Genomic DNA, 14,980 nt, shown 5'->3' on the forward strand with positions numbered 1-14,980 from the left:
GAATAAATCAAATTATTATGGAAAGTGTTTAAAAGAAGATATGGCAGTGCCTAAAGTGTTTATTAGTTCGACTTTTTATGATTTAATTCATGTCAGAGCAGATTTAGAGAATTTTGTTAAAAGTTTAGGTTATGAACCAATAATGCATGAACGCAATGGAGTTGCTTATACACAAGATAAAAGTTTGGAAGATTCTTGTTATGATGAGATAGCAAATTGTGATATTCTAATTTGCATTATTGGAAATAAATTTGGCACACAGTCAGAAGATAAAGGAAACTATTCTATTACAATGAATGAGCTGAAAACGGCAGTAAATCAAAAGAAAAAAGTTTATTTATTCGTTCAAGCAGATGTTTATACAGAAAATAAAACTTACCAGCTTAATAAAGATACAGAAAGTTTCAAGACTTACTATGCAGATGATATAAAGATTCATCAATTTATAACAGATATAAATAATGAAACTAATCTCCCAATGGAAAGTTTTAAAGAAGTTGCTGATATTATTAATGCCTTGAAAAATCAATTTGCTGGATTGTTTCAGCGATTAATACAGCAATCTGCGACACCAACGGATTCGAAGACTTTTGAAGACTTTCAAGCTCTTTCTAATCAGATGGCAATTCTTTTAAGAAAAATGGAAAGTCAGAGTGATACAGTTGGTAAGATTATTGATGGTTCAACTTTTTATCAACTTTCAACTACTGTTAAATTAATTGAATTTTTAAATATAGATCCTACTTTAGTTGGAATTTTGCTAAAGGATAGAAGTGGAATTGAAAATTTCTTAGGGTCTTATGGTTATATCAAACAAGAAGATCCTTTTGATGATATACTTGATGAGGTTACAAGATATCAGTTAGTAAGTAAAGATAAAGTTAAGACAATCTCTATTTCAAATGAGTTGTATGATTCAGAAGGTAAAATATTGAAACTTCCATCAAGTCAAATCTTGAAAAAGGGAATACACTATACTGAGGAAGAGATACCGCCACGTCCATTAGAAATAAACGATGATGATTTACCGTTCTAATTTTAAAAAATAAAAAACAACCCAGCTGGAGTTGTCAAAAGCTCGGCCTAGGAATTTCCTATCCTACTTTGGTGTGTTGGCAGTAAGCCTCAACCGTTATGGATAAATTTTATGAGATTGTAACTGGGGATAGTAAGGCATTCTATAAATTATGTATGGTATTGCCAAATATTATCAAGCAAGTGGTTAGTGCAGCTGATAAATTAGAAACTCCTAAAGATACAGTTTTAGAAGAACTGAAAGCAATTTCTGAAAAACAAGATATATCAATCGAATTGGCGGTTTATTTACTTGGTTTTGAAAGTTATAATGGATTCAATAAATAAGAGGTTAAAATAAATGTTAGTATCATACAAATGGTTAAAAACGCTGGTGCCAGAACTTACTGCATCAGCAAAAGAACTCGAAGAAAAAATGTCAACTTCAGGGATTGAAGTCGAAGGCGTAGAAATCCCAGGCGAAGGCCTGTCTAAGCTGGTAGTCGGTGAAATCATCTCTAGTGAAGACATTCCGGAGACCCACCTCCATATCACGATGGTCAACGTTGGCTCAGAAATCAACGATGGCGAACCCCTTCAAATCGTCTGTGGTGCGCCAAATGTGCGCGTGGGCATGAAGTCTATCGTGGCGCTTGTTGGTGCGCGCATCGCTGACAATTACAAAATCAAAAAAGGTAAAATCCGCGGTGTTGAATCGCTCGGCATGCTCTGTGCCCTTGACGAAATCGGTATTCCTGAGAGCGTCAATCCGATGAAGCATGAAGATGGTATTTTTGAAATGCCAGCAGACGCGGTCATTGGTGATTCCGTCCTTCCTTACTTGGACATGGACGATGAGATCATCGAACTTTCGATTACACCTAACCGGGCGGACGCCCTTTCTATGCGTGGCGCAGCTCACGAAGTGGCGGCAATTTACGATAAGACGGTGCAATTTGACAGCAAAACATTGACAGAATCGGCTGAAAAAACAGCAGATAAAATTGCAGTTAAAGTCGAATCTGAAAAAGTGCCAACTTATAAGATTCGTCTGATTGAAAATGTCAAAATCGCGCCAAGTCCACTCTGGCTGCAAAATACCCTCCGCAATGCAGGCATCCGTCCGATTAACAATGTTGTCGACGTGACAAACTACGTCCTTCTCTACTTCGGCCAACCTCTTCACAGCTTTGACTTTGACAAGTTCGGCAGCAATGAAATCCTCGTCCGCCAAGCAAAAGCAGGCGAGAAGATGAAAACGCTCGACGATGTTGAACGCGAACTTTCAGAAGAAGATATCGTGATTACTTCAAATGGCCGTCCTATCGCCCTTGGCGGTGTCATGGGGGGGCTTGACAGCGAGATCACTGATGGGACGACGACAGTTGCCCTGGAGGCTGCCCTCTTTGACGGGACCAGCATCCGCAAGACCTCGCAGAAATTTGCCCTTCGTTCAGAAGCCTCTAGCCGTTTTGAAAAAGGCATCAATGAAGGCACGGTCCGTGAAGCCCTTGACTATGCGGCTGCTATGATTGCTGAGCTCGCTGGTGGACAGGTCCTTTCCGGCGTGGTCGAAAGCAATGACTATCAGCCGAGCCTGCATAAGGTCTCTATCAGTCTTGAAAAGGTCAACGATGCTCTTGGAACCAGTCTTTCTAAGGAAGAAGTCTTCAAGATTTTTGAGCAACTTGGCTTTGACACGACTGAGGTCAATGGAAATTTTGAATGCATCATTCCGAGCCGTCGCTGGGACATCGCTATCGAGGCTGACCTGGTCGAAGAAGTCGCCCGAATCTACGGCTACGACCGCCTGCCCAATACCCTGCCTGCCGGCGATAACATTGGTGAATTAACCCCAATGCAGAAATTCCGCCGGGAAATGCGGGCGAAGCTCGAAGGCTCAGGCCTTTCAGAGGTCATTGGTTACAGCCTGGTCTCTGCCGATAAGGCACTGGAATTTGTCCCTCAAGACTTCCCAACGACGTCGCTCATGCTTCCAATGACGGAAGATCACCAGACACTGCGGGTTAACATGCATTCTGGCCTCCTTGACATCATTGCCTACAACCAAAACCGTAAGCATGATGACGTTGCGATTTACGAAATTGGAAATGTCTTTCATCCAGCACTGGAAGGAGAGAGCCGGCCAAATGAGGTCGAAAACCTTTCTTTTGCCATTTCTGGAAATATAGAAGAGAAAACTTATAGCCAGAATGCTGTCCCTGTTGACTTTTACTATGCTAAGGGCATCGTTGAAGAGCTCCTGGCCGATTATGAAAATGTCAGCTTTGTGGCCTTTTCTGAAAATCCAGCCCTCCATCCAGGCCGGACAGCCATGGTACAGCTTGATGGAGAAAGCATCGGCTTTGTTGGTCAAATCCATCCAAGCATGGCCAAGAAATATGGCATCAGCGAGACCTATGTGGCTGGCCTTGATATGGACAAGCTCTTGGCCAAGAAGCCTGATCAGGTTGTCTTCACAGATATTCCAAAGATCCCAGCCGTCTCTCGTGACATGGCCCTCCTCGTCGATGAAGAAAAGAGCCATGCTGAGATTGTCAGAGTCATTAAGGAAAGTCGGGTAAAATCGCTGATCAAGACCGAACTCTTTGACCTTTATCAGGGGGCAAATCTGCCAGATGGTAAGAAGTCGATGGGCTATCGCCTGACCTTCCAAAATAGGGAAGCGACCATGACGGATGAAGAAATCAGCAATGCAATGACGAAGATTAGTCGGAATTTAGAAGAGAAGTTAGGGATTGAAATCCGCTAAGTAAAAGCCTTTTTGAGGATAAGGCCTCTAAAAAATGAGATGATAAAAAGTGGCTCTATAATAAATCGTGTGGGAAATGTCCCACACGATTTATTATAGAGCCAGAAATTCTGCTCTTTTTTGTGCTGGACTGAATCCTACTTTCTTGCCACTAAGCCCCAAAAGCCCCATAAAATATGATAAAATAAGAACTATGATAAATAAGGGACGCATCCTAAGAAGTCTGGCAGGTTTTTACGATGTTCAGACTGAAGACAGCCAGGTCTACCAGACCAGGGCCAGAGGGAATTTTAGAAAGAAGGGGATGAAGCCTGTCGTTGGCGACTTTGTGGACTTTTCTGCTGAGGAAAATTCTGAGGGCTATGTCCTAGATATCTATGAGCGGAAAAACCAGCTGATCAGGCCTAGCGTGGCCAATATTGACCAGGCGGTCGTCATCATGAGTACGGTCTCACCCGATTTTTCGCTAAATCTCTTGGACCGTTTTCTGGTATTCTTAGAACACAAGCAAATCAGGCCTTTGATTTATATTTCAAAGCTGGACCTGGTCGAGGCTGGGAGCTTTGAGCAGATTAAAAGTGACTATGAAGCTATTGGTTATGCGATTTTCTTTGATGAAGCAGAGCTCAGGGACGAGCTCAAGGGCAAGGTGACGGTCTTTATGGGCCAGACCGGGGTCGGCAAGACCACCCTCCTCAATAAACTGGCTCCAGAAATGGAACTGGCGACAGGCGAGACCTCAGAAAAGCTGGGTCGGGGTCGGCACACGACCCGGCACGTCGAGCTCTATCCGTTGATGGAGGGCCTGATTGCAGATACGCCAGGCTTTTCATCACTCGACTATGAGGTTGACAATCAGCCTGACCTCAATGAAGCTTTTCCAGAAATCCTGAGGATCAGCCATGCCTGCAAGTTCAGAGAGTGTAGCCACACGCATGAGCCAGATTGTGCTGTCAAGACAGCCCTGGAGGCAGGAGAAATCCTCGCCAGTCGCTATCAAAATTACACCCAGCTCCTCAGCGAAATCAATCAAACAAGGGAACACTATGTCAAACAAGGGAAAAAACAAACTTAAAGACAATCTCATCCTCAAGCAACTGGCCTTCTTTGTCCTGGTCCTGCTTTGGATTGCGGCCCTGGTCTTCAAGCATCAGCTGACAGGCCCTGTCAAATGGCTGCTTTACGCCGGTCTGATTATCTTGACCATCCTAGGCCTTTACTACATCAATCGATCATTCTTTGGAATTGGAGAAAAACATGACACTCACAAATAAAATCGCCCCATCTATTTTATCTGCTGACTTTGGAAAATTTGCAGAAGAAGTGAAAAAGCTCGAAGCGTCAGGTGCTGACATGGTCCACATCGACGTGATGGACGGCTATTTTGTCGACAATCTGACCTTTGGAGCCGGTGTGGTCAAGGCCATGAGGCCCCACAGTAAGCTCTTCTTTGACTGCCACATGATGGTAGAAAATCCGGAAAACTTTGTCGACGACTTTGCTGAAGCGGGAGCTGACGGCATGACCATCCATGTCGAGGCGACCAAGCACATCCACGGTGCTCTGCAGGCCATCAAGGCAGCTGGCATGAAGGCCTCTGTTGTCATCAATCCTGGCACGCCTGTTGAGGCCATCAAGCCGGTCCTTGGCATGGTCGACATGGTCCTAGTCATGACGGTCAATCCTGGCTTTGGCGGTCAGAAATTCCTCCCAGAATGCCTGGAAAAGGTCGAAGACCTGGCCAATATCCGCGAATGGCGGGGCCTGGACTTTGAGATTCAAGTCGACGGCGGGATTGACGACAGGACCATCACACTGGCAAAAGAAGCCGGAGCCAACGTCTTTGTTGCAGGTTCCTTTGTCTACAAGGGCGATGTGGCTGAAAACATTCAAAAATTGAAAGCTAAATTATGACCATCATTATCATCATTTTATTGGTCCTGGCCATTATTATTGGCCTGGCCAATTTCTTTAAGAAGACAGATAACGGGGCTGTCCGTGAGCTCAGGAGCGACTTGACCCAGCAGTTGGGTCAGAACCGACAGGAGATTTCAGGCACGGTCCAACAGCTCAACAACAACCTCCACGGCTTCTCAACCGACCTGACTGAGCGGATCAACGACAAGTTTGACCGGCAGTTTAAGGATTTGCAAACTTCTAATGAACAAAAGCTGGACAAGGTCAACGAAGAGCTCAAGCACCTGACTGATGAGCTCAATGCCAAGTTTGACAGCAAGTTTCTCAGCCTCCAGGAAAGCAATGACAAGAAGCTGACCGCCATCCAAAACACGGTCGATGAAAAGCTCCAAGAAACCCTCAATAAGCGAATTTCACAAAGCTTTGAGCAGGTCACGACCCTCTTGACCTCCGTTGACAAGGGCCTCGGTGAGATGCGAAACCTGGCCAGCGACGTCGACAGTCTCCAAAAGGTCATGACCGGTGTCAAGACCCGTGGAATTGTCGGAGAAATCCAGCTGGGCCGGATTCTCGAGCAGATTTTCACCCAGAGCCAGTACCGTGAGCAGGTCAATATTCAGGGCAATAATGCTGTCGACTATGCTGTCGTCATGCCGGGTAAGGCTGAGGGCGAGCTCCTCCTGCCGATTGATAGCAAGTTCCCGCTCGAGGACTATCAACGTCTCCAGTCGGCCCTCGAGCTTGCGGATACGGCCAAGGTCGACTCAGCCCGTAAGGCCTTATTTACCGCCATTAAGACCCAGGCCAAGTCCATCTCAGAGAAGTATATCCTGCCACCTAAGACGACGGATTTCGCGATCATGTTCCTGCCGACAGAGGGTCTTTTTATGGAAGTGGTCAACAATCCTGAGCTCTATGAGCAACTTAGCCGGGACTATAAGGTCAATGTGACCGGTCCGACCACCATGACAGCTGTCCTCAACTCCCTCCAGATGGGCTTTAAGACCCTGCAGATTGAGCAAAAGTCCAGCGAGGTCTATGAGATGCTGGGTGCCGTGAAGACCGAGTTTGGCAAGTTTGAAAAATCGCTGACCAAGGTCCATGAACGCCTCCAGCAGTCTGAAAAAGAGATTAACAGCCTGATTACGACCCGGACCAAAGTCATGAGCCGTAAGCTCCAGGCGATTGATGCCATTGATGATGTCAAGGCCAGTAGCCTACTAGAATTAGAAAACGAGGACTGAGTAGAAGATGACACTGATTAAAAATTTAGAACTCGGAGAATATTTTGAGGGCTACTACCTGATCAAATCCGCTGAAAAGCGACAGACCAGAGCTGGCAAGGACTTTCTTTCCTTAAACTTTCAGGACAAGTCAGGTTCCATTTCTGGAAATCTCTGGGATGTCAGCAACAAGCAGGTCCAGCAGTTTAGTGCTGGGAAAATCGTCCATATGGGGGCCGTCAAAGAGCTCTATAACGGTATGCCCCAGGTCAATAAGATTCAACTCCGTCTGGCTGACGACAACGAAGCTGGCAAGGCTAAAGACTACCGAGAGCAGTCGCCGGTTGACGAGGCCGACCTGCGTGAGTATGTCCACGGCCTCCTCTATAAGATTGAAAACGGCACCTGGAACCGGATTGTCCGCCATATCTTGAAAAAATTTGACAAGGAATTTTTCGAGTTTCCAGCCGCTAAGACTAACCACCATGCCTTTGAAGGGGGACTGGCCTACCATACGGTGACCATGCTCCAGCTGGCTGAACAGGTGGTCCAGGTCTATCCCCAGCTCAATAGCTCGCTGATGTTTGCAGGGATTCTCCTGCATGACATGGCCAAATGCCTTGAGTTTACTGGGGTGGAGAACACCAGCTATACGCTGCGTGGCAATCTCTTGGGACACATCGTCTTGATCGATGAAGAGGTCTCTAAGGCCGCCATCGAGCTGGGTATCGATGACGAGAAGGAAGACCTCCTCCTCCTCCGTCACTGCCTCCTGAGCCACCACGGCGAGCTCGAATACGGTAGTCCCGTCCGCCCTCAAATCATGGAGGCTGAAATCATCCACCAGATTGACATGATGGATGCGACCATGATGATGATGACAACGGCCCTCGCCCCACTCGAACCAGGCGAGATGAGCCAGAGGATTTGGCCTTTGGGGAATCGGAATTTTTATAAGCCTTTAGAGGATTAAAGAGAGAGCTTCGGCTCTTTTTTCTATATCTGTGCTATAATGTGCAAATTGCTTAACTGCAATGTTTGTAGATACACGTTACACAAATTTGTGTAACGGTCGCTACAGTCCTATAAATTTTGAGAACGTCTCAATCGTTTTTTGAGCGGTTCCGTTTTGAATATGGGTATAGTGTTCAGTCAAGTATCTTTGGCCGTTATAAAACCACTTCCTTATTTGGAAAGTGGTTTTATTTCTAAAACGGTTGGTTGCCTGTGTCCCCAAGACTGAAATCTCCTCCACCGTTTGCAGGGGGCGTTGTTCCAGGTGTATTTGGAATAGTCGTAGAACCAGCAGCTTTCGCATACCAAGCCACGCCTTCGTACGTCCAACCTTGTGACACAAGAGTATTCTTTTCGTTGACGTTTGCTGTGTTAAGGTGTGCACCGATTCCGGCTTTTGGGTTGTAGAGGCGATAAACAGGTGTCGAACCGCCCGAGTGGAACGGCACCCCTTCGTAGTTCCAACCAATTTTGAGCAATGAATCTTTTTCATACGAACTCGTTGTGAAGAGATGTTCTCCAGATTTCGGATTATACACACGATAGACGTTGGCCCCGGTGTCTGGCTCTGTAAAGGTCACGGAGTCCATATTCCAATAAGATGATTGCGTAGGAAGTGTCACCTATTCATAATGGCTTGTGTAGAGGTGTTCTCCCGTTGCTGAATTCCAGTTACGGTAAAGTGTTGTGTCAGCGTGGGCTGATGTGGCGAACGCTGTGGTGCCGAGTAGTGTTGTGGCGACCGCCAAAGTTCCGAGTGTCTTTTTCAATGTTTGGGTCCTCATTTCGTTGTTTCCTTAATTGTATCAAAAATTAGAAGGATTACTAGTTTCTGAGAGTCCGTGCTTCGTACTGAGTGTTGTTGGGGGACACTTCTTGCCTATATCTGTGCTATAATACAGATAACAAGAAAGTGTGACAGTATGGACCTCTATCTCTACCAGGGCTTGGCCCGCTACAACATCATTGAGAGCGGGCGGCTCCTCCTCCGGCCCTTTGCCATGAGCGATGTCGACGACATGTACGTCTATGCCAGTCGGCCAGAAAATCTGACCTTTGTCTTTCCGCCCCATCAGTCAAAGGACGAGACGGCACAAGCCATCGTCCAGCAGTTTATGAAGGCCCCGCTTGGTCACTGGGCCATCGAGCTCAAGGCGGACCATCGGATGATTGGCTCGATTAACTTTATCAAAATCGACCAGAAGCGGATGTCGGCTGAGATTGGCTATGTGCTCAATATGGATTACTGGGGCCTAGGTCTGGTAGCCGAGGCCTTGAAAACGCTTGTGGTTTTCTCCTTTGAGCAGTTTGGCTTAAAGACGCTGATTATTAAGGTCGACAAGGAAAACCAGGCCTCAAAAAGCGTGGCCTTAAAGGCAGGCTTTCAATTTCACAAGGCCTACAAGGCGACCAATCAGTACACGGGGCAGATCCGGGATTTTGAAGAATATCAGTTAAGAAAAAGAGACTATGACGAAACATCAAGAAATACTGAACTACATTGAAGGGTTGGAAATCGGGAAGACCGTGAGCACACGAGGCATTGCTAACCGGATGCATGTGGCTGACGGGACGGCTTACAAGGCCATCAAAGAGGCTGAAAACCGTGGCTTGGTCGCTGTCAATGACCGCTCGGGGACTGTCAGGGTCGCCGCCAAAGGTCAGAAGGCCCTCTACCGGCTAACCTTTGGGAAGCTCGTCGAGCTGGCTGACGCTGAGGTCCTGGGGGGGCTGGCCGGCCTTGAGGTCGAGTTTGAGCACTTTGTCATCTCGGCCATGCAGGCCAAGTCTTTTAAGAAGTACCTCAAGGGCAACGGCCTGGTCATCGTGGGAGACAGGACGGACATACAGACGGCAGCCCTCCAGGCCCACAATGCTGTCCTGATCACAGGTGGCCTCGCGGTCTCCCAGGCCGTGATTGATTATGCCGATAGTCTGGGCATTCCTCTGATGCGGACCAATTACGATACCTTTACCGTGGCCAATCGCATCAGCCATGCCCTGACCAATGAGCTCATCAAAAAAGACATCGTGACGGTCGCAGACATTCTCCATCAAAACCGGCCGAAACTCAAAGAGACGCAGACGGTCAAGGACTTTCTCGAGCTCTTTAACAGCACAGGCTTCAGCCGTTTTCCTGTCGTGGATAGCCAAAATCGGGTCGTCGGTGTTGTCGCCATGCGGGATGTCAATGCAAAGGGCAATACGACGCCATTAAAAACTCTGATGAAGCGGGCCAATGTCGCCAAGCTCGAGATGCCGGTCGTTTCCGTGAGCCAGATCATGATCTATGAGGGCTATGACATGATGCCGGTCGTCGATGACAAGCAGGTCTACAACGGCGTGATTACCAAGTCTGACGTCCTCCAGAGCATGCAACGGAGCCAGGAAGAGAGCATGGTCTCCCATACTTTTACTGACAATATCGCTGATAAAATCAAAGAGCAGGGCTCGAGTTTTCAGGTCATTGTGGAGCCCTTTATGATCAACTCTGTCGGCTCTGTCTCGACTGGTATCTTCACTGAGCTGGCAGGCCTCGTGACCCGGCGGGTCATGGCCAAACGCCGGCACAGGACCGTCATCATGGAGTCGATGAACATCAATCTCATGCGGACAGCTGGGATTGATTCGGTCTTGGACATCTATCCCAAGATGATTTCTGAGACCAGACTTGCCGCCATGATCGATGTCGAGATTTATCATGTCAATCAAATCGTTGCCAAAATCCTGGTCAACGTCAACCTTACCTAATAGAAAGTAAACAATGCAAAATATTTTAGAGACTATACAAGCCTACGACCATATCTTAATTCATCGCCATAAAAATCCAGACCCAGACGCCCTAGGATCCCAGGCTGGCCTCCGTGCCCTCCTCAAGGCTAATTTTCCAGACAAGGCCATTTATGCCGTTGGCTACGATGAGCCAACCCTGACCTACCTGACTGAGATGGACCAGGTCGAGCTTCCTGCTGGGACGAGCTATCTGAGCATTGTCTGCGATACGGCCAATGTCCCAAGAATTGACGACGAGCGATTTGAGAGGGCAGACAAGGTCATTAAAATTGACCATCATCCTAATAATGATCCCTACGGCGATATTCAATGGGTCGAAGACTGGCGGAGTTCGGCGTCAGAGATGATTGCGGATTGGGCCCTGTCGCTTGGCTTAGAGCTTAACGCTGAGTCTGCCCGACTGCTCTACGCCGGCATCATTGGCGACACTGGCCGTTTTCTCTTTCCAGCGACCTCGCCAAAGACCTTTGAGATTGCTGGTAAGCTCGCTGCCTATGACTTTGACCGGGCTGAGCTGGGCCGTGAGATGACTTCATTTGATATGAAGATTGCCCGCCTGCAAGGCTATGTCTATGAAAATATGGAGGTTGCCGAATCTGGAGCAGCCCGTGTGCTCTTGACTCAAGAGCTTATGAAGAAGATGAGCCTGAGCGATGCTGAGACATCAAGGATTGTCGGCACACCTGGCAATATCCGTGACGTCAAGTCATGGGCCATCTTTGTCGAGCAGGCAGACGGCCACTACCGGGTGAGAATGCGGTCTAAATTCCAGCCCATCGAGCCGATTGCCCGTCGTCATGACGGTGGAGGCCATGAGTTGGCCTCAGGTGCCAACTCTTATTCGCTGGAAGAAAATGAGCAGATTTGGCAGGAGCTTCAGGATAATTTGAAGGGCTAGGCCCTTTGTGAAAAGCTTAGAATTATGCTAGAATAGGAGAAGCTCAGCTCCTATTCTTTTTATTTAGGGGCGAAAAAGAGAAGGAAATATAATAAAATGAGTTTATTTTTAGACACGGCGACGATCCAAGTCAAAGCCGGTAAAGGCGGGGACGGAGCGGTCGCTTTCCGCCGTGAAAAATATGTGCCAGACGGAGGTCCTGCTGGCGGAGACGGTGGTAAAGGTGGATCGGTCATCTTTAAGGTCGACGAAGGCATGTCAACCCTGATGGATTTCCGATACAATCGGATTTTCCGGGCCAAGCCAGGCGAAAAGGGTATGAACAAGTCCATGCATGGCCGGGGATCGGAAGACCTGATTGTCCATGTGCCCCAAGGGACAACGGTCAAGGATAATGAGACCGGTCAAGTCATCGCTGACCTGGTTGAAAAAGACCAGGAAGTCGTCGTGGCCAAGGGTGGCCGTGGCGGTCGTGGGAACATCAAGTTTGCAACCTCCCGCAATCCTGCACCAGAAGTCGCTGAAAACGGCGAACCTGGCGAAGAGCGAATTCTTCTTTTGGAACTCCGTGTACTCGCTGATGTCGGTCTCGTCGGTTTCCCATCCGTCGGTAAGTCGACGCTTCTGAGCGTGGTCTCAAACGCCCGGCCAAAGATTGGTGCCTACCACTTTACGACCATCACGCCAAATATCGGCATGGTCCAGGTCGGCTATGGCGACAGCTTTGTCATGGCTGACATGCCAGGTCTGATCGAGGGGGCCCACTCTGGGGCAGGGCTTGGGATTCAGTTCCTCCGCCATATTGAGCGGACCCGTGTCCTCCTTCACATCCTTGACATGTCAGGCATGGAGGGGCGTGAGCCGTATGACGACTATAAGACGATTAATGAAGAACTGGAAAGCTATAACCTCCGGCTCCTTGAGCGTCCTCAGCTGATTGTGGCCAACAAGATGGACATGCCGGATTCAGCTGAAAATCTGGCTGAGTTCAAAAAACAACTCCAGGCTGACTTGCCAGCAGGCGAGGAAATGCCTAAAATCTTTGAGGTCTCAGCCTTGACCAAGACCGGCCTCTCAGGCCTCTTGGCTGCGACCAGCGAGATTCTGGCTGAAACGCCTGAGTTTCCGCTTTATGATGAAGAAAAATTCCTTAACACAGAAGCCTACTATGGCTTTGAAGAAGAGGAAGTGCCCTTTACGATTAGTCGTGATGACGATGCCGGCTGGCGACTTTCTGGCGACCGCCTAGAGAAGCTCTTCAAGATGACCAACTTCGACCATGACGAGTCCGTCATGAAGTTTGCCCGTCAGCTCCGTGCTATGGGCGTCGATGAGGCCCTGCGGAGCCAAGGAGCCAAGGACGGCGACTATGTTCGTATCAATAAATTTGAGTTCGAGTTTGTAGATTAAGGTAAAGAACAATGGGATTTAAGATTATTTCAAACCGGGATGAGTCGGGCAATTTCATTGCCTCGGCTGATTACTGGACTGACGAAAAAATTGATGAATTACTCAAAAAATATAATCCTGCTGGGAAGCTGAGGCTTTCAACTGCTGTGCATACAGCTGTTGAGGAGGATAACGAAAAAGGCTGAGCTGTTGCTCGGCCTTTTTTTTGCTGGTCTTAATAACAAAAAAACAGGCCTAGTCAAGCCTGTCTTTTTCTATCGTCTCCTGAAAAATCACACTATTAACCGTCTCAGAGGCCTCAGCGACCTGTAGTAAGGTCGCCCGCTGAAAGGCAATCAGCTGGGCAGGAGAGGCTTCACTAAGGCTTGAGCCGGCCAAGAGTCGCTTAAAAATATCATTAGGATTAAAGTCAATATTATCTGGACAGAGGGAAATCGTTGCTGTCCCTTGGTATTCATGGCTTTTGATATGTCCTTCTTTCACATGGAAGCTGGTCGCCAAGGCCTTTCCATCAACGAAGCCACCAATCAAGGCCGCATAGCTGATGACCTTGCCAATCCCGTCCTGCTTGAGGCGGTAGCTGGCTAGGAGCTCTTCGAGATAGGCCTTGGCTTCATTATAGCTGAGTCTTGGCTGATAATAAAACTTTTTCTTGATTTCCTCAGCAATCTTTTGATAGCCAATCAGGCCAACCACAAAGCCGGCTGGACTGACCTCAAACTTGCGGAAGCGGGTCTCAAGAATCCCTTCAGGACTGCTGATTTGCCCGTCGCTGACGATGCTGATAAAATCAGCTTGCATCAAGAGATTGACGTAGCTCATTTGATAAACATGGCATCGCCAAAGCTGAAGAAGCGGTAGTGCTCATCAATGGCGTGCTGGTAGGCATCGAGGACAAAGTCCCGGCCAGCAAAGGCAGAGACCAGCATGACCAGGGTCGACTTGGGCAGGTGGAAGTTGGTGTTGAAAGCATCAACGACCTTCCAGTCATAGCCCGGCTTGATGAAGATGTCGGTCCATCCAGAGTCAGCCTGGATGTCGCCGTCAAATTTTGTCCCAATGGTCTCAAGGGTCCGGATAGAAGTCGTCCCGCTGGCAATGATGCGGTGGCCAGAAGCCTTGACCTCACGGAGGGTAGCCGCTGCCTCCTCGCTCAGCTGGTAGAACTCAGAGTGCATGTGGTGGTCTTCGATATTGTCGACAGAGACCGGCCGGAAGGTGCCCAGGCCGACGTGGAGGGTCAGCTCGACAATCTTGACGCCCTTGGCCCGGATGGCATCGAGCAATTCAGGCGTATAATGCAGACCAGCTGTCGGTGCAGCCGCAGAGCCATTGACCTTGGCGTAGACCGTCTGGTAGCGTTCCTGGTCTTCGAGTTTTTCGTGGATATATGGAGGCAGTGGCATCTCGCCCAGGCTTTCCAGGACTTCGAGGAAGATGCCCTCGTAGCTGAACTCGACGATGCGACCGCCGTGTTCAAGCTCTTCGACGATGGTCGCAGAGAGCCGACCGTCGCCAAAGATGACCTTTTGGCCGACGGTCATCTTGCGGGCAGGCTTGGCCAGGGTCTCCCAGCGGTTGCCACCGAGGTCTTTGAGGAGGAGGAGCTCGACGTGGCCATGGGTCTCAGCCCGTTCGCCATAGAGGCGGGCAGGCAGGACCCGGGTATTATTGAGGACGAGGGCATCACCCTCATTCATTTCATCGACAATATCAAAAAAGTGCTTGTCCTCCATTGACTTCGCATCCTTATCGAGGACGAGAAGCCTAGAGTTTGAGCGTTGTTCCAGAGGGGTTTGGGCAATGAGTTCTTCAGGGAGCTCAAAATCAAAATCGTTTATATCTAACATGATTCCTATTTTATCACAAAAAGGCTTGACAAAGCTTTTGGATTTGTTATAATAGGTCTATACCAATTAAAGAACGAGGAGGAGTTCG

At 48.3% G+C, this 14,980-nt stretch carries 17 protein-coding genes; 13 read left to right on the forward strand and 4 right to left on the reverse strand.

What is annotated here, in order from left to right:
- Positions 1–40 precede the first annotated feature (40 nt).
- The 8 genes from NtB2_RS01880 to NtB2_RS01915 all read left to right on the forward strand — a co-directional run bounded on the left by NtB2_RS01880 (position 41) and on the right by NtB2_RS01915 (position 7,900).
- Positions 41–1,036, forward strand: a complete 996-nt coding sequence (locus tag NtB2_RS01880; protein ID WP_109245253.1) for a DUF4062 domain-containing protein — start codon at positions 41–43, stop codon at positions 1,034–1,036.
- A gap of 98 nt (positions 1,037–1,134) precedes the next feature.
- On the forward strand, positions 1,135–1,362 hold the full coding sequence (locus tag NtB2_RS01885) for an Eco47II family restriction endonuclease (protein WP_109245254.1): 228 nt from the start codon (positions 1,135–1,137) through the stop codon (positions 1,360–1,362).
- 13 nt (positions 1,363–1,375) lie between these two features.
- Positions 1,376–3,787 carry a phenylalanine--tRNA ligase subunit beta gene (gene pheT, locus NtB2_RS01890; RefSeq protein ID WP_109245255.1) on the forward strand — a complete coding sequence of 804 codons (2,412 nt, stop codon included), beginning with the start codon at positions 1,376–1,378 and terminating at the stop codon, positions 3,785–3,787.
- A 193-nt stretch (positions 3,788–3,980) separates the two neighbouring features.
- Complete coding sequence (gene rsgA, locus NtB2_RS01895) at positions 3,981–4,862, forward strand: ribosome small subunit-dependent GTPase A (protein WP_109245256.1); 882 nt, start codon at positions 3,981–3,983, stop codon at positions 4,860–4,862.
- Positions 4,834–5,061 (forward strand): hypothetical protein, encoded by a 228-nt coding sequence (locus NtB2_RS01900; RefSeq protein WP_109245257.1) that lies wholly within the window; start codon positions 4,834–4,836, stop codon positions 5,059–5,061. The genes rsgA and NtB2_RS01900 overlap by 29 nt, the downstream gene beginning before the upstream one ends.
- Positions 5,045–5,701, forward strand: a complete 657-nt coding sequence (gene rpe, locus NtB2_RS01905) for a ribulose-phosphate 3-epimerase (protein WP_109245258.1) — start codon at positions 5,045–5,047, stop codon at positions 5,699–5,701. Before NtB2_RS01900 ends, rpe begins: the two co-directional genes overlap by 17 nt.
- Positions 5,698–6,948 carry a DNA recombination protein RmuC gene (locus tag NtB2_RS01910; RefSeq protein ID WP_109245259.1) on the forward strand — a complete coding sequence of 417 codons (1,251 nt, stop codon included), beginning with the start codon at positions 5,698–5,700 and terminating at the stop codon, positions 6,946–6,948. The genes rpe and NtB2_RS01910 overlap by 4 nt, the downstream gene beginning before the upstream one ends.
- A gap of 7 nt (positions 6,949–6,955) precedes the next feature.
- Positions 6,956–7,900, forward strand: coding sequence for a 3'-5' exoribonuclease YhaM family protein (locus tag NtB2_RS01915; RefSeq protein WP_109245260.1), 945 nt, complete (start codon positions 6,956–6,958; stop codon positions 7,898–7,900).
- A 235-nt stretch (positions 7,901–8,135) separates the two neighbouring features.
- Here the strand turns inward: NtB2_RS01915 and NtB2_RS01920 are convergent, their stop codons facing one another.
- Together NtB2_RS01920 and NtB2_RS08575 are read right to left on the reverse strand one after the other, a co-directional pair.
- A complete protein-coding gene (locus NtB2_RS01920) occupies positions 8,136–8,531 on the reverse strand; it encodes a hypothetical protein (RefSeq protein WP_439956796.1) in 396 nt (131 codons plus the stop codon).
- A gap of 33 nt (positions 8,532–8,564) precedes the next feature.
- Positions 8,565–8,726: a hypothetical protein gene (locus NtB2_RS08575; RefSeq protein WP_165814935.1), complete on the reverse strand. Its 162-nt coding sequence runs from the start codon at positions 8,724–8,726 to the stop codon at positions 8,565–8,567.
- Between the two features lie 138 nt (positions 8,727–8,864).
- On the opposite strand from NtB2_RS08575, the gene NtB2_RS01925 reads away from it, so the two are divergent.
- The 5 genes from NtB2_RS01925 (at position 8,865) to NtB2_RS08580 (ending at position 13,227) form a co-directional block, all read left to right on the forward strand.
- Complete coding sequence (locus NtB2_RS01925) at positions 8,865–9,446, forward strand: GNAT family N-acetyltransferase (protein WP_109245262.1); 582 nt, start codon at positions 8,865–8,867, stop codon at positions 9,444–9,446.
- A complete protein-coding gene (locus NtB2_RS01930) occupies positions 9,412–10,692 on the forward strand; it encodes a DRTGG domain-containing protein (RefSeq protein ID WP_109245263.1) in 1,281 nt (426 codons plus the stop codon). The genes NtB2_RS01925 and NtB2_RS01930 overlap by 35 nt, the downstream gene beginning before the upstream one ends.
- A 13-nt stretch (positions 10,693–10,705) precedes the next feature.
- Positions 10,706–11,632 (forward strand): DHH family phosphoesterase, encoded by a 927-nt coding sequence (locus tag NtB2_RS01935; RefSeq protein WP_109245264.1) that lies wholly within the window; start codon positions 10,706–10,708, stop codon positions 11,630–11,632.
- Between the two features lie 96 nt (positions 11,633–11,728).
- Positions 11,729–13,042 carry a GTPase ObgE gene (gene obgE, locus NtB2_RS01940; RefSeq protein WP_109245265.1) on the forward strand — a complete coding sequence of 438 codons (1,314 nt, stop codon included), beginning with the start codon at positions 11,729–11,731 and terminating at the stop codon, positions 13,040–13,042.
- Between the two features lie 11 nt (positions 13,043–13,053).
- On the forward strand, positions 13,054–13,227 hold the full coding sequence (locus NtB2_RS08580) for a hypothetical protein (protein ID WP_165814936.1): 174 nt from the start codon (positions 13,054–13,056) through the stop codon (positions 13,225–13,227).
- A 49-nt stretch (positions 13,228–13,276) separates the two neighbouring features.
- Here the strand turns inward: NtB2_RS08580 and NtB2_RS01945 are convergent, their stop codons facing one another.
- Together NtB2_RS01945 and queA are read right to left on the reverse strand one after the other, a co-directional pair.
- The gene (locus tag NtB2_RS01945; protein ID WP_109245266.1) at positions 13,277–13,864 is read right to left on the reverse strand and encodes a hypothetical protein; all 588 of its coding nucleotides are present in this window, start codon (positions 13,862–13,864) and stop codon (positions 13,277–13,279) included.
- Positions 13,861–14,892, reverse strand: a complete 1,032-nt coding sequence (gene queA / locus NtB2_RS01950; protein WP_109245267.1) for a tRNA preQ1(34) S-adenosylmethionine ribosyltransferase-isomerase QueA — start codon at positions 14,890–14,892, stop codon at positions 13,861–13,863. The genes NtB2_RS01945 and queA overlap by 4 nt, the downstream gene beginning before the upstream one ends.
- Between the last annotated feature and the right edge of the window lie 88 nt (positions 14,893–14,980).

It is taken from the genome of Lactococcus termiticola (assembly GCF_003116835.1).
Lineage (GTDB): Bacteria > Bacillota > Bacilli > Lactobacillales > Streptococcaceae > Lactococcus > Lactococcus termiticola.

Coding starts and splice junctions, on each gene's coding strand:
- NtB2_RS01900 (WP_109245257.1), top strand. CDS start 4,834: ATGTCAAACAAGGGAAAAAACAAACTTAAAGACAATCTCATCCTCAAG.
- NtB2_RS01925 (WP_109245262.1), top strand. CDS start 8,865: ATGGACCTCTATCTCTACCAGGGCTTGGCCCGCTACAACATCATTGAG.
- NtB2_RS01920 (WP_439956796.1), bottom strand. CDS start 8,531: ATGGACTCCGTGACCTTTACAGAGCCAGACACCGGGGCCAACGTCTAT.
- pheT (WP_109245255.1), top strand. CDS start 1,376: ATGTTAGTATCATACAAATGGTTAAAAACGCTGGTGCCAGAACTTACT.
- NtB2_RS08575 (WP_165814935.1), bottom strand. CDS start 8,726: ATGAGGACCCAAACATTGAAAAAGACACTCGGAACTTTGGCGGTCGCC.
- rsgA (WP_109245256.1), top strand. CDS start 3,981: ATGATAAATAAGGGACGCATCCTAAGAAGTCTGGCAGGTTTTTACGAT.
- NtB2_RS01930 (WP_109245263.1), top strand. CDS start 9,412: ATGACGAAACATCAAGAAATACTGAACTACATTGAAGGGTTGGAAATC.
- NtB2_RS08580 (WP_165814936.1), top strand. CDS start 13,054: ATGGGATTTAAGATTATTTCAAACCGGGATGAGTCGGGCAATTTCATT.
- NtB2_RS01880 (WP_109245253.1), top strand. CDS start 41: ATGGCAGTGCCTAAAGTGTTTATTAGTTCGACTTTTTATGATTTAATT.
- NtB2_RS01885 (WP_109245254.1), top strand. CDS start 1,135: ATGGATAAATTTTATGAGATTGTAACTGGGGATAGTAAGGCATTCTAT.
- NtB2_RS01915 (WP_109245260.1), top strand. CDS start 6,956: ATGACACTGATTAAAAATTTAGAACTCGGAGAATATTTTGAGGGCTAC.
- obgE (WP_109245265.1), top strand. CDS start 11,729: ATGAGTTTATTTTTAGACACGGCGACGATCCAAGTCAAAGCCGGTAAA.
- queA (WP_109245267.1), bottom strand. CDS start 14,892: ATGTTAGATATAAACGATTTTGATTTTGAGCTCCCTGAAGAACTCATT.
- NtB2_RS01945 (WP_109245266.1), bottom strand. CDS start 13,864: ATGAGCTACGTCAATCTCTTGATGCAAGCTGATTTTATCAGCATCGTC.
- rpe (WP_109245258.1), top strand. CDS start 5,045: ATGACACTCACAAATAAAATCGCCCCATCTATTTTATCTGCTGACTTT.
- NtB2_RS01935 (WP_109245264.1), top strand. CDS start 10,706: ATGCAAAATATTTTAGAGACTATACAAGCCTACGACCATATCTTAATT.
- NtB2_RS01910 (WP_109245259.1), top strand. CDS start 5,698: ATGACCATCATTATCATCATTTTATTGGTCCTGGCCATTATTATTGGC.